Source organism: Mesorhizobium sp. KR2-14, from assembly GCF_040049255.1.
Taxonomy (GTDB): Bacteria; Pseudomonadota; Alphaproteobacteria; order Rhizobiales; family Rhizobiaceae; genus Pseudaminobacter.
The window spans coordinates 171,434-185,018 of the sequence record NZ_JBDZDR010000006.1 but is presented as its reverse complement, the minus strand read 5'-3'; the positions used below and the strand labels follow the sequence as shown (position 1 = coordinate 185,018).

Below are 13,585 nucleotides of genomic sequence, written 5' to 3'. Positions count from 1 at the left end.
TTCTAGGGTGGAGTCATCCCGTCCGGCCGGGAGGGAGGACCCCGGCCGAGGCTGGATAGGTGGAACTTGGGGAGCCCGGCGGCCGGAGCCGCCGGGGTTTACTTGAGCTTGACGTCGAGCGCGTCGCGCAGCCAGTCGCCGATCAGCAGCACCAGGAGCGAAACGAACATGATGGCCAGCGACGGCACCACCGCGATCCAGGGGCTCGAGGCGAGATAGTCGCGCCCCAGCCCGACCATCGAGCCGAGCGTCGCGGTGGGCGGCTGTACCCCGAGGCCGAGGAAGGACAGCGTGGATTCGAGCAGGATCACCGCCGAGAAGGTCATCGTCCAAACCACGATGATCGGCGAGGCAACGTTGGGCAGCACATGCTTGAGCAGGATGCGGCTGTGCGAGGCCCCGGCGGCGATCGCGGCTTCCACGAAAGGCTGGCGCGACACGGAGAGCACCTGCGCCCGCACGATCCGCGCATAGACTTCCCACCCCGACATGCCGATCACGCCGATCAGCACCGGCAGGGAATTGCCGAAGATGGCGATGACGAGGAGGGCGATCAGCGTGAACGGTACGGCGATCTGGACATCGACCAGCGCCATGATCGCGCTGCCGAGCTTGCCGGGTGCGTAGCCCGCGATGACCCCGAGCGTAACGCCGATCACCAGGCTGATCAGGCTGCCGATCAGCGCGATGATCATCGTCAGTTGCAGGCCGTGGAGCGTGCGCGAAAGGATGTCGCGCCCCAGCTGGTCGGTTCCCAGCGGATGCGCCGGCATGGCGCGCTCGAACCCGAGTGGCGGACGCAGCCGCGCCAGCAGCGTCTGGGCGTCCGGATGGAACGGGGCCAGCATCGGTCCGAATATGGTGACCAGGAGCACCAGGGCGAACAGCGACAGGCAGATGCGGGTGGAAAAGTCAGCCTTGTGCCAGAGCCGGGCAACGCTGCCCGTGCGCCGCAGGCCGGGGCGCCGCTCGAGACGCGGCACGGCGGAGACGATATCAGTCATGACGATGTCACCTTCACGCGGGGATCGATAAGGGCGTAGAGCAGATCGACGATGAGCGAGACGGTGACCACCAGCGCGGCGATGAGGATCACGCCGAACTGCAGCACCGGATAGTCCCGGCCGATCGCCGCGAACACGACCAGGTCGCCAATGCCCTTGGTGGCGAACACAGCCTCCACCAGGACGCAGCGCGCCACCATGCCGGCGACTTGCAGGCCGATGACGGTGACCACGGGGATGGCGGCGTTGCGCAGCGCATGCTTGCCGATGACCAGGCGCTCGGGTAGCCCCTTGGCGCGCGCCGTGCGCAGATAGTCCTGGCTCATGACGTCCAGAAGGGCATTGCGGGAGAAGCGGATGATCTCGGCAAGCATCGGCGCCGCCAGGACGATCGCCGGCATCAGAAGATGCAGCGGCGTCGCCGAACCTGAACTGGGCAGCCAGTGCAGCTTGAACGAGAACACCAGGATCATCACGATGGCGAGCACGAAATTGGGCGTCGCATAGCCAAGGAAGGCCACCCCCATGATCGCCGAGCCGATGGTGTTCTTGCGCTGCAATGCTGCGGCGACGCCGAGCGGCAGCCCGACGACCACAGACAGCGTCAGCGCATAGGCAAACAGTTCCAGCGTGTTGGGCAGTCGCTCGGCATAGATTGCGGTCACCGGGCGACGCTCATAGAGGCTCAGTCCCATGTCGCCCTGGAACAGGCCGCCGATGAAATTGCCGAACTGCACCCACAGCGGCTGGTCCAGTCCGAACCGCGCCACCATTGCCGCCTTGGTTTCAAGGTCGATGCCGGGCGGCAGCAGGTAGTCCATCGCGTTGCCGGAAAGGCGGGTGGCGAAGAACACCGCCGCCACGACAGTAGCCAGGGTTGCGGCAGCGCCCAGGATGCGTCTGGCCAGATAGTCAAGCACCGCTCGCCTCCAGTTCGGAGGCGGCGGACGGCGCTTCGAGAGAGCCCAGCGGGCGCATCCAGGGCCGCACGCCCGAGGCGCGGAACGGCAGCCTGGCGTGGAACGGGTCCTCGCCATGGACAGTGATCGAGAATTGGCCGTCGGCGATTTCGAGATCGGCGAAGGCGCCGGCCGGTTCGGGCATGGTGGTGAAGCGCTCGCTCAGCGACTGGATGGTGACATGCTGGACACCACCGACATTGGTCACGGTGTTCCAGTGCACGTGGCCGGACAGCCACAGAGCGGCGCGCCCGGTGGCCTCGACAGCCTGGCGGACCAGGGCATGATCCGGATAGGTCGAATGAAGCGGGCTGCGCTGGAAATAATAGTTGCCGATCTGGGAATGGCCGGACAGCGGCACATGGGTGGCAATGATGGCCGGGCGTTCGTCCTCCATCAGCGCATTGACCAGCCAGCCGAGGCCTGGAGCCGCCGCCGGAAAGCCGGTCTGACGGCTGAGCTCGACGCCCGGCTGCCACACCAGCAGCCGCGTTTCGCCCAGGTCGACGACCCGGCTGCGCATGGACTGGCCGTAAATGGCCTCGTTGTCCTCGATCGAGAGATTGGCGACGTCGTGATTGCCCAGCACGTGGACGCGCGGCCCGTCGTAGCCGGCGAATACCGCCGCCACTTCCGAGGCGACGCGGTAATCGTTCTCGTGGCTGGTGTCGGAGATATGGTCGCCCAGATCGAGCACCAGATCGACATTGTCGTCCCTTGCCCGTTCGAGGAACCGCTCCAGCACCGGCAAGCCGTTCCAGCCCGGCTTCTTGGTGTGGGACTGCGGCCCGTGATGGATGTCGGTGACGATGGCGATCTTCATGGCGGCCCCCGGTGGAAGTTCGTGGGTCCAGGGGTAGCGCCACTCTGTGACACTACGATGAAAGGTTCTCAGTCATAATTTCATTGACATTGAGCTGTTCTCAATCCATTCCAGCGCCACGGAGGATTTCGGATTTGCCTGAACTTGACCTGGACGCCGACGGCTATCTCATCGATCTCGACGGCACGCTGATTGCGGGCCGCAACCTGCTTCCCGACGCGCAATGGCTGCTCGAGCAGGTGCGCGGCCGGTTCGTCATCGTGTCGAACAATGCCGAGCACACGCCGGGCCAGTTGGCCCGCGCCCTGCGCGGCATGGGGCTGGAAGTCGACAAGGAGCAACTGCTGCTGGCCGGCACCGCCGCCATCGACACCATGGCAGAGGAGTATCCCGGAGCCGCCGTCCTGCTCCTGGGCAGCGCATCGCTGCGGACCTATGCCCGCCGCAAGGGGCTGCGTCTCGATGCGCCGCGCCCGGATCTCGTGCTCGTGGCGCGCGACCGCCATTTCTCCTATGCGCGGCTGGCTGCCGCAGCGGAAGCGCTCAGCGACGGCGCCCGGTTCTTCGTGGCGGCGCCCGATCGCAACCATCCGGGCGCCAATGGCAAGCCGGTGCCCGAAACCGGGGCGCTGGCGGCGGCGATCCTGTCCTGCGTCGGGCCTATCCCGCACCGTGTGATCGGCAAGCCCGAGCCGGCGCTTTTCGAGATGGGCTGTGCCCGGCTCGGCGTGTCCGCCCGCCACGCCCTCATGATCGGCGACAATCCGGAGACGGACGGGCTCGGATCCCAGCGCATCGGCATGCGGTTCCTGCGGGTGGAGCGCGGATTGATCCGCACTGCCAGAGCGGTGCTCCCGCCGCGTTGCCAGCTGACGCCGGATCGCGCAGAAGCGCGGGAATAGGCTGGAGAACAGGGTTGGTCACGGTTCGCGAAAAAATGGACGCCGGGCAAGGGTTTGCCGGAGTGCTCGACAGGATCCGGGCGATCCGACCGAGCCTGCCGCCGACGGCGAGGCGCATTGCCGATTTCATCAGCGATAACGCCGCCGAAGTCGTCCACATGTCCGTGACGGAGGTCGCCGAACGGGCCGAAGCGAGCGAGGGCAGCGTCATCGGACTATGCCAGATGCTGGGGGCCCGGGGGTTCCAGCAGATCAAGATCTCGCTTGCACGCGATCTCGTGCAACCGGTCCAGTTCATCCACGAAGATCTGGCGCCCGATGACGATACGGCGACGGTGATCGAGAAAGTCTTCCGCTCCGACCTTCAGGCGCTGCAGGACACCCAGAAGGCGCTGGACGTTGCGGCATTGGCGAGGGCGGTAGAAGCCATCCGCAAGGCCCGGCGCGTGGAGGTGTTCGGCATCGGCAGTGCGGCCACCATCGCCGAGGACACCAATTACCGCCTGTTGCGCATCGGCATTGCCTCACGGGTGAGTGTCGATAGCCACATCCAGGCAATAACCGCATCGCTGGCCGATCCGTCGGTGGCGGTGATTACCATTTCCCATTCCGGCAGCACGGTCGAGACGCTGACCGCCACGCGACTGGCCAAGGAGGCGGGAGCGACCACCATCGCCATCACCAATTTCGGCAAGTCGCCGCTGCTGGCCCATGTCGACATCGTCCTGAACACGCTTGCGCGCGAAACCCAGTTCCGCACCGAGGCGATGACGAGCCGCATCGCCCAACTCGCCATCGTCGACGCGCTGATCGCATGCCTGGCACTGGCCGACTACGAACGCTCGGTCGCCACCATCGGCAAGACCTTCGAGGTTCTCTCGGCAAAGCGCGTCTAGCCCGGCGAGCTGCTGAGCGGCATCGAATGTTCCGGCAGTGCAGACATTCAGCCACCCCAGCGCTCATACGGCAAATCTGACCGCTATCCCGATCGCGTAACGCGACCCAGGCACTTGCAGCCAGAACGGGTCCGTACCATGCTGGCTGCGGTTTCTTGACCGAAGCAGCGGAGGAACTGACGCATGAAACTGGTTCGTCTTGGCCTGTCGCTCCTTTTTGCCGTCTTGGCCATCGATGCGGCGATGGCGCTGTCGCCGTCCGAACAACGCGGCCTGGTGTTCGCGCGCAAGAATTGCTCTCAATGTCATTCGATCGACCCGGCGGGCCCGAGCCCCCTGTCTGTGGCCCCGCCCTTTCGCGATCTTCACAAGCGCTACCCGGTCGAGAGCCTCGAAGAGTCGCTCGCGGAGGGAATTCTAACGGGCCATCCGAGCATGCCGGAATTCCGTCTTGAACCCGATCAGATCCAAGACCTCATTGCCTTCCTGAAGACGCTGCACTGACGCTATTGTCCGGCCTCCATGATCCTGAGGCGTCGAAACACCGGAACCTTCAGTTGATCGAGCACGAAGGCGAAGGCCAGGGCGGCGGCAAGAGCCCCGGCTACAGCGGCGGCAGGCAAGGGTGCCATCGCGAAACCAAAGATGGCTAGGACAGAAGCGATGGTGATGTCGGCTGCGGAAGAGACCACAAGCCAGATGCTCGGGCGCGAAACCCACAAGCGACGGTGGCGCTGGCGAATTGCATAGATGGTCGCCTGACTGCCGAACACCAGTGAAACGAAGGCCAGGGTCCTGAGAGCCTCAAGGTCTGCGCCGTAGGCAAGTTTTCCTACGGCCACCGTGGCGGTGCAGAAAACAAGCAGGCAGAAGCCCAGGATCACGCCGGCCCGCGTCAGGTTGCCGATGTGCCAGGCATTTGGCATCGGCGATGGCCGGACGGTATCGGTCGTCAAGGCCATCGTCAGGAAATCCCCTGTGATCATCACGATGACCATCAGCGACGGCGTCAGGATCGCGTGACCCGTCATGACGAGCCCGGCCACCAGGAACAGCACCGCCACGATCTTCTTGATGATCGAGTTCAGCGTGTAGGTCAGGACGCGCTGGAACGTTAGCCGGCCTTCCTTCACCGCAGCGACGATGCCGCCGAGACCAGGCTCGGTCAGCACCATTCCGGCGGCCGATTTGGCAACGTCGGTCGCGGTCGATACCGCAATCCCGATCTGCGCCTGCCGCAGCGCCGGCGCGTCATTCGCGCCGTCGCCGCACATGCCGATCGTATGGCCGCCTTTCTGGAAGGCCTTGACGAGCCTGTATTTGTCTTCGGGCAGGACGCCGGCAAAAACCGCGAACTGCTCCGGACGGATGTCGTCGGGGATCGGAACCGACGTGCAGACCTCGCCATGGATCCCGACCTTATGGGCAACCGTCGCCGCGGTCGCCGGAGCGTCGCCGGTTACCATGACCGTTCGCACGCCGAGATCGCGCAATTCGGTAATGAGCGCCGGCGAGTCAGCTCGCGGCGGATCGCTGAGCGCGATGAGGCCGATCAGTTTCATGGCTCCTGCGGGACCTGCCGCAACGGCCAGCACCCTGTGGCCCTGCTGCTCAAGCTTCACCGAGGCGGCGACAGCCGTCGGGGAGGGCTCCGCTATGTCGCGCACCGCTGCGAAGGCCCCCTTGACGACGCGGCAGGTTTCGCCTGCCGGGTTGCGGACGGTGGCCTGGGACATCTTGATCGCAGGATCGAACGGCACAAACTCGGTCACCCGCTCTGCCGAAGCTGACACGGCGGAAGCTGCCGAGCGAATGGCCTTGTCGACGGGGTCCTGTCCCCCGTCGGAACTCGCCAGCGCGGCAAGTGCCAGGACACGCGCCTCGTCGAAACCCGGCATCGGCTGGACGACAGTGACCGTCAGGGCGTTTTGCGTAAGCGTGCCGGTCTTGTCTGAACACAGGACATTCACCGTGGCCGCTTCATCGACGGCGGACAGGCGGGTGAGCAGGACGCCGCGTTTGGCCAGATTCTGCGCGGCGAGTGCCGAGGCAAGGGTGAAAGTTGCCGGCAGCGCGACCGGGATCGACGCCAGGACGGCCGTCAGGACCAGTTGGATCGTTTCTTCGCGCTGAATGTCCAGATGCCAGGCATAGGCAACCAGCAGCACGACAACGGCGCAGTTGAAGAAGGCAAGATTGCGCACCACCCGCAGAACCGCCTTCTGCTGCGTGCTCACCACATGAGCCGTACGCACCAGCTCGGCCGTGCGCCCGAACTTGGTATTTGCGCCCGTGGCGGTTACCTCGCCCTCCGCTTCTCCACGCCGCACCAATGAGCTTGCATAGGTGTCCTTTCCGGCGCCGGCTTCGACGGGCATCGACTCGCCGGTAAGCATCGACTGGTCGAGCAGCACGTTGCCGCCGACGAGGCGCACATCTGCGGCAACCACATCGCCGAGCGAGAGCTTCACCAGGTCTCCCGGCACAAGCTCCACCGCAGGCACGATTTTCCAGATACCGTCGCGACGGACCGACGCGTTGAGCGCGAGGCGCGACTTCAGCGCGGCCAGGGTCGATTGCGATCGTCTTTCCTGAACCAGCCCGATCACCGCGTTGAAAAGCAGGAGCGCAAAGATGATCGCGGCTTCCAGATACCTGCCCCGCAGGAGCTGAAGGAGGATCGCCAGTTCGAGCATCCATGGAACAGGCGCCCAGAACTTTTCAAGGACCAGGCGAAGCAGCGGCACGTCGGCTTCCGGCATTGCGTTCGGACCGAACTTCTCCAGCCGGGCGCGGGCCTCGCTGCTGCTGAGGCCTCGGTGTGCGTCGACTTCAGCTTTGCTTGCTACGGGAGGGGATGGGTCTGCTGCTGATGGACGGTCCTTGGCCATGGCGTCCTTAGATTAGCACGCGCGGCCTTCCTTGTGCTCGTCGTCTGGCCGAAACGAGCAGGACCGGATTGCGATGGGCTGGCGAGTTTCGCGGGCGTATAGCGCGCCAAAAAGAAAAAAGCGGGCCGTGATGCCCGCTTCCCCTTCAGTCCTGAGACATATGTGCCGCCGGTACCTTCGTGGTCGACACACCATCAATCAGGGCAAATACAGTCTCTGAACAGGGAAACCCGAGACCGTATCTCGGCGAGCGGTTCCCGGCCGTTCTGCGACCGATGTCCCTCATATGGGACTTCCCAGACAACAAAGCAAGCGATTTCGGTCACCGGGTCCCGCCTCGCTTGCGCTGCGGTCGTGAGTGGCCTGCGATAACAGGTCAGGGCCTCTTCCGATTGGCCGGATTTGATCGTGGCTTCGCGACTGCTGGCTCCGCAGCCGCGTTCGCCAAACGGGCCAGCCGCAACCGTTCGGTTTTCGCCTCACGGGCAAGCCTCTCCCCCTCCATGATCTGCCGCGCAGCGCTTGTGGTTGTATCGTCCTTGAATTCGCGGGTTGTCGGCTTCGGCTTGAATATGCCGTCAGGTATCTTTTTCATCCATCGTCCTTCCACAAATGAAAAAGGCCGGGCATTGCCCGACCTTTTCCTGTTCGCGCCTCGTCGGCCGGTGCCAGTACATCCGCGGTCAAAGACCGGGGATACCGACTTACGCGGCCTGAAGGTTTTCTGCCGCGCTTTTTCCCTTGCGGGGGTCGCGCACCACATCGAACGAGAGCTTCTGGCCCTCGACGATGGTGTGCATGCCGGCGCGCTCGACGGCGGAAATATGGACGAAAACGTCCGCGCCGCCCTCATCCGGGGCGATGAAGCCGAAGCCTTTGGTCGAATTGAAGAACTTTACCGTTCCGATGGTCATGACGATTTCCTTTCACTCGGCATAGATGTTTGCCCGCTTGGCGGAAGGCCAAACGTTGTAGTCTTCGAAATTGAGAGGAAGATCGGTAGAGCTCAGGGGCTCAGAAACAAAGTTCGTCAACAAGATCGATCGGGCCAATGTATACGGCAATTGGGTTCCTTACAAGGCAGCCCTCAAGCTTGTTCTTCGATAGGCCCTGTCGCTCGGGCATATCGTGGGCCCAAATAGGGGTTTTGCCGCGCCTGCTGGAGCGCTGCGGCGGCCGTGGCGAGGTCGAAGCCAATTTGCCACAGCGGTTTTACTAGCCATTGCATCGGCTACGCCTTAATGACAGACGGCGCGACACGTGCGCCAATCGATAACAAGAAGGTCAAAGCCCGAATGAACCAGCTGATGCCGTCCAGCGAGGGCGGTCGGATTCCTGCAGACGGAGTCTCTCCCGTAGTCGATGATGCCGCCGAAAAGGCACTCGTTCGTCGGCTGATGTCACATTGCCAGCGCTTTCGCGATCCCGACAACGGCCGCGCGACGGTCGAGTTGGCCCTCACGCTCGTCCCCTTCTTCACGATCGGCGCAGCACTGGTCTGGCTGGCCGCCCACGCCGAGCCGTTGCTGGGCGGCTGGCGGTGGGCCCTGGTGGCGCTGCTCGCACCGGTGTGCGCGGGATTTCTGGTCCGGCTCTTCGCGATCCAGCACGATTGCGGCCATGGCTCCTTCACCAGTTCGCGCCTGGCGAACCGCTTGATCGGGCGCGCGCTTAGCGTGCTTACCTTTACCCCCTACACGCTTTGGCAGAAGGCCCATGCGGTCCACCACGGCTCTTCGGGGAACCTCGACAAGCGCGGCATCGGCGACATCACAACCAGGACGGTCGCCGAATACGAGGCGATGAACGCCCGGCAACGGCTGATGTATCGCATCTACCGCAATCCGGCGGTCCTCATCGTTCTCGGTGTTCCGCTCTATTTTCTCATAGTGCATCGGCTTCCATACAACGAAGCCATACCGCGCGCTGACGCATGGCGCAGCGCGGGCGGGCTCAATCTGGCGCTGGTTGCCTTCTATGGCGCGCTGGTCTTCCTGTCGGGCTGGGCGGCCATGCTTGCGGTGTTGCCGGTGGTGGTCATGGGCGCATGGGCCGGCGGCTGGCTGTTCTACATCCAGCACCAGTTCGAGGAGACGCGCTGGGACAAGGGCGACGCGTGGGATTTGCATGTCGCCGCGTTTGGCGGCAGCTCCTGGTATGTGTTGCCTCGCGCCGCCCAGTGGCTCACCGGCTCGATCGGCCTGCACCACATCCATCATCTCTGCAGCCGCGTTCCGTTCTATCGATTGCAGGCGTGCTTCAATGACAGCGCAGAGTTGCGCGCGGCAAGCGAGAGCGTCAAGCTCACATTCGGCAAGAGCCTGGCCTGCATCAATCTCGCGCTATGGGACGAAAAGCGCCGCCGCCTCGTCTCTTTCGCGGAGGCGAGATCATAGGGACCGGGGGCAAATATACCCGCCCCGAGTCTCAATTTCCGCCAGTATTCTTCCCGGAAAATCCAGAGAACTCCACGAAGTTCCATTTGGCACACATTGTCGGTGGCGAGCCCCGCATTACGATCCTCCAGTAAATGGAGATTGAAAATGAAAGCTGTGCTCGCTGCAATCCTCGTCATGTCAATGTTCGGCTTGTCTCGACAGGCGAATGCGGAAACGCTCATGGACGTCCTTTTCCCGAAGGCGGAATCGGATGTTACCGAACGTCCCACCCTGGACAATGCGCCGACGGGATCGCTCGTGAAACCAGCAAATCTCGTCAAGACCCCAGCGGATCGGCGCCCTGAGAAGCCGAGCTACCCGGATGCGATGTTCTGGAGTTTCCAATAGCTGTAGCCGGCCCGCATAGCTGGTAACGGCCAGCAGCGGTCCTCGTCAGCGAGTGAGCTGCCGACGGGCCCATCAGCCCGTTCGCTCAGCTCATCCCGATCAAGGCGGCCGCCTTGCGGTAGCGCGCGCTGATGTCGGGAGCGAACCGGAAAGTGTCGAGGAAGTTGTCGATCCGGTAGCCCGAACTCTGGAGACGAATCCGGGACGCGTAGTTCCGGGCATCTTCGATGCGCCCGGCGAGCGCAAGGCAAAGGGCGGCTATGGCGACGATGTGGACATGGGCGTTCGGCCTCGCCGCCGCCTTCACGCCCCACTGCGCGGCCTCCTCGAAGGCGCCGAGGCTGACCAGCGCCAGCGCCCGGGAGCCCAGCATGCCGAAGAGCAGCGGGTCGCATGGGCTGAGTAGCCGCGAATGATCCGACGACGCAATCGCTGCTGCCGGATCGCCGGACTGCGAGTGGACGAAGGCCAGCGCATAGTGGCCGAGCGCGAAGTTCGGGCTGAGGCGGACGGATTGTTCCAGCTCGCGCACCGCCTCGTCGTGGTCTCCGCAGAGCCAGAGCGCGCGCCCCATGGACCAGTGCGCCGCGGGGTTCTGATCGTCGACAAGCAGGCTTTGCCCGGCTGTCTCCAACGCATTCCGGGTTTCGGCTTCGCGGTCGTTCCAGCGCTGGAAGGCCCTTTGCCAGTGGGTGAAGGACAGGCCGGCATGGGCGCGCGAAAAGGTGGGGTCAAGGCGTGTCGACAGGCGGAAGAACTCGGCTGCGCGCGTGTTCTCCTCAGGGGTGAAACGATACATGTGCCAGAGGCCGCGATGGTAAGCTTCCCAGGCGTCCAGCGAATCCGGCGGCTTCAGGATCGCGCGGTTCCGTTCCTCGTTCTCGATCTCGGCCGCAATCGAGGACACGATCCCGTCGCCGATCTCATCGAGAATGGCCAGGCGCTCGGCAGAGCGCGCTTCGAACTCCCCTGTCCAGATGATGCGCGCGGTAGGCGCTTCTGCGACTTCCACGATAACGCAGACGCCGTGACCGTGCTGTTCCATGAAACCGGTCGCCACGTAGTCGACGCCAAGCCGGCGGCCGATTTCCGGCAGTCCCAGCCCCTCCTCGGCAACCGCAAACACCGAACCGCGGGCGATCACGAAAAGGCTGCGCAACCGCGCCAACCGGCTGATGACGTCATGTGTCACGGCCGAGCCGAGACCGTGCCGTCCCTGCGGTCCTGCACCCAGTTCGCGGAAGGGCATGACGGCGATGGAGGCGCGGCGGGACGCGGCTGGATGAATGGCCTGCGCAGCTTCCCGAACCGGTTCCGAGGCCGCCACCACCGCCGGCTGCGCAGCGGCGCGCCTGAGTTGCTCCCATGCAGCGCGCACCGGCGCGAAATCCAGCCCCTCATCCGCAAACAGCCTGGCGGCCGTAGCGAGATGCCGGTTGCATTCGTCCAGCATCCGCCTGTGCAGCAGTTCCGAGAGGAAGCGGATGTTTGCGCCGGTGTCCAGCCCGGCAAGATCGATCCACCGGCGCGCGGCCGGCAAACCCTCCGCGCTGCCCACGGGCGTCCTGCGCCCGATTTCCGCAACTATCTCCAACTGGCAAGAGCGAAACTCGGATCTGCGGCCGCCGAGCCAGTGCTCGAACGCGGGAGAGTTGTGGATGACGATACCCTCGAGGAAATCGCCGTCGCATCGCGATGCGATTGCCACCAACTCCTGCAGGTCGAGCCTGTCGAGACCGCCCCGCACCGCCTCCAGCAGACGCAACGCGTCGACATCGCAGCCGTCGAGATCGACCGAGATACGGTCGTCAACCGCGCTCACCCGCCTGCGGTCATTTGTGTCCAGCACGACGCGCAGCCTGCTCAGGCACCATCGCAGTTCGCCACGCGGGTCGCTCGGCCCATCCCAGAGCAGGTCGCAAAGCTTCTCGCGGGATACTGGCCCCCTCGCGACGGCCAGATAAGCCAGCAACGCGCGGACCTTGCGCGACGCGGGAAGCGGCAACGGGACACCCCCGCGCGACACCTGCACCGGCCCAAGGAGGCGCAGTTCAAGCTCCTGCATTGAATCAGGCACGTCGTGGACGTCCGTTTCCATGCGCGTTCCCACGCCGGCTCACACGCCGGACAGCTGGCGGGTACTTTAGCATTCCTCACCCAGACTGACATCCGGAAGCTTCTTGCCCGGGCAAACAGGACATGGACCGGGCGCTTTGCACAGCGAGGATCACATGCTCACAGATACAGGACTGAGAACCACGAAAGGCCGCGGACGGCTCTTCAACAGCGTACTGGAGACGATCGGCGACACGCCGGCGATCCGCATCAACAATCTCGGCGTCGAGAATGCCACGATCTACGTCAAGGCGGAATTCTTCAATCCGGCCTCGTCCGTGAAGGACAGGCTGGCGGTTGCCATAATCGAGCAGGCCGAGCGCAGCGGCGCGCTGAAGCCCGGCCAGACCGTGGTCGAGGCGACCAGCGGCAACACCGGGATCGGGCTCGCCATGGTCTGCGCGCAGAAGGGCTACCCGCTCGTCGTCACCATGGCCGACAGCTTCTCCATCGAGCGGCGCAGGCTGATGCGCATGCTGGGCGCCAAGGTGGTGCTGACGCCGCGCGCCGAAAAAGGCTTCGGCATGTACCGCAAGGCGGTGGAACTCGCCGAGAGGAACGGCTGGTTCCTCGCGCGCCAGTTCGAGACCAAGGCAAATGCCGCCATCCATGAAGCGACGACCGGCCGGGAAATCGTCAACGACTTCGCGGGGTCTCGCCTGGATTACTTCGTCACCGGCTACGGCACCGGCGGCACCATCGTGGGCGTCTCGCGCGTGCTTCGCCGAGAACGACCGGAAACGAAGATCGTGCTCAGCGAACCGGCCAACGCCCAGCTGATCGCCAGCGGCCAGGTGCAGGAGCGGGGCGCCGACGGGGCGCCGGCCGCGAGCCACCCCGCCTTCGAGCCGCACCCGATCCAGGGCTGGACACCGGATTTCATACCCGATGTCATGCAGGAGGCGATCGACGAGCACTACTGTGACGAGGTGATGCCGATTGCCGGGCCCAAGGCGATGGAATGGGCGAGGGCTCTTGCGCAGAAGGAAGGCATCTTCACGGGTGTGTCGGGCGGCGCGAGTTTCGCCGTCGCACGCCAGATCGCGGAACGTGCGCCGGCGGGCTCGGTCATCCTGTGCATGCTTCCCGACACGGGCGAGCGCTACCTGTCGACCCCGCTTTTCGAGACGATCCCGGCAGAGATGGACGCCGAGGAAATGGAGCTCTCGCGCTCCACCCCCGGCTTCCAGCTCGCCGCCGAATAGATCG

General features: G+C 64.5%; 12 protein-coding genes. 6 read left to right on the top strand and 6 right to left on the bottom strand.

The features are described from left to right. Nucleotides 1-98 precede the first annotated feature (98 nt). The 3 genes from ABLE86_RS16675 to ABLE86_RS16665 are packed head-to-tail and all read right to left on the bottom strand — an operon-like array spanning nucleotide 99 to nucleotide 2,786. Nucleotides 99-1,004 carry an ABC transporter permease gene (locus tag ABLE86_RS16675; RefSeq protein ID WP_348780089.1) on the bottom strand — a complete coding sequence of 302 codons (906 nt, stop codon included), beginning with the start codon at nucleotides 1,002-1,004 and terminating at the stop codon, nucleotides 99-101. Beyond that, the gene (locus ABLE86_RS16670; RefSeq protein WP_348780088.1) at nucleotides 1,001-1,924 is read right to left on the bottom strand and encodes an ABC transporter permease; all 924 of its coding nucleotides are present in this window, start codon (nucleotides 1,922-1,924) and stop codon (nucleotides 1,001-1,003) included. Before ABLE86_RS16670 ends, ABLE86_RS16675 begins: the two co-directional genes overlap by 4 nt. Continuing rightward, the gene (locus ABLE86_RS16665; protein ID WP_348780087.1) at nucleotides 1,917-2,786 is read right to left on the bottom strand and encodes a metallophosphoesterase; all 870 of its coding nucleotides are present in this window, start codon (nucleotides 2,784-2,786) and stop codon (nucleotides 1,917-1,919) included. The genes ABLE86_RS16670 and ABLE86_RS16665 overlap by 8 nt, the downstream gene beginning before the upstream one ends. 134 nt (nucleotides 2,787-2,920) lie before the next feature. On the opposite strand from ABLE86_RS16665, the gene ABLE86_RS16660 reads away from it, so the two are divergent. From ABLE86_RS16660 to ABLE86_RS16650, 3 genes are all read left to right on the top strand, one after another. Then, the gene (locus tag ABLE86_RS16660) at nucleotides 2,921-3,688 is read left to right on the top strand and encodes an HAD hydrolase-like protein (protein ID WP_348780086.1); all 768 of its coding nucleotides are present in this window, start codon (nucleotides 2,921-2,923) and stop codon (nucleotides 3,686-3,688) included. A 14-nt stretch (nucleotides 3,689-3,702) separates the two neighbouring features. Beyond that, nucleotides 3,703-4,584 carry a MurR/RpiR family transcriptional regulator gene (locus ABLE86_RS16655; protein WP_348780085.1) on the top strand — a complete coding sequence of 294 codons (882 nt, stop codon included), beginning with the start codon at nucleotides 3,703-3,705 and terminating at the stop codon, nucleotides 4,582-4,584. Between the two features lie 183 nt (nucleotides 4,585-4,767). Then, nucleotides 4,768-5,088 carry a cytochrome c gene (locus ABLE86_RS16650; RefSeq protein ID WP_348780084.1) on the top strand — a complete coding sequence of 107 codons (321 nt, stop codon included), beginning with the start codon at nucleotides 4,768-4,770 and terminating at the stop codon, nucleotides 5,086-5,088. 2 nt (nucleotides 5,089-5,090) lie between these two features. Here the strand turns inward: ABLE86_RS16650 and ABLE86_RS16645 are convergent, their stop codons facing one another. After that, nucleotides 5,091-7,475 (bottom strand): HAD-IC family P-type ATPase, encoded by a 2,385-nt coding sequence (locus ABLE86_RS16645; RefSeq protein WP_348780083.1) that lies wholly within the window; start codon nucleotides 7,473-7,475, stop codon nucleotides 5,091-5,093. Nucleotides 7,476-8,179: 704 nt separating this feature from the next. Then, complete coding sequence (locus tag ABLE86_RS16640) at nucleotides 8,180-8,389, bottom strand: cold-shock protein (protein ID WP_348780082.1); 210 nt, start codon at nucleotides 8,387-8,389, stop codon at nucleotides 8,180-8,182. A 381-nt stretch (nucleotides 8,390-8,770) separates the two neighbouring features. On the opposite strand from ABLE86_RS16640, the gene ABLE86_RS16635 reads away from it, so the two are divergent. Beyond that, entirely contained in the window at nucleotides 8,771-9,871 is a 1,101-nt protein-coding gene (locus ABLE86_RS16635) for a fatty acid desaturase (protein WP_348780081.1), read from the top strand. A 147-nt stretch (nucleotides 9,872-10,018) separates the two neighbouring features. Beyond that, nucleotides 10,019-10,261, top strand: coding sequence for a hypothetical protein (locus tag ABLE86_RS16630; protein WP_348780080.1), 243 nt, complete (start codon nucleotides 10,019-10,021; stop codon nucleotides 10,259-10,261). Between the two features lie 85 nt (nucleotides 10,262-10,346). Here the strand turns inward: ABLE86_RS16630 and ABLE86_RS16625 are convergent, their stop codons facing one another. Further along, complete coding sequence (locus ABLE86_RS16625; protein WP_348780079.1) at nucleotides 10,347-12,359, bottom strand: transcriptional regulator; 2,013 nt, start codon at nucleotides 12,357-12,359, stop codon at nucleotides 10,347-10,349. A 133-nt stretch (nucleotides 12,360-12,492) separates the two neighbouring features. On the opposite strand from ABLE86_RS16625, the gene cysK reads away from it, so the two are divergent. After that, entirely contained in the window at nucleotides 12,493-13,581 is a 1,089-nt protein-coding gene (cysK, locus tag ABLE86_RS16620) for a cysteine synthase A (RefSeq protein WP_348780078.1), read from the top strand. Nucleotides 13,582-13,585: the final 4 nt, after the last annotated feature.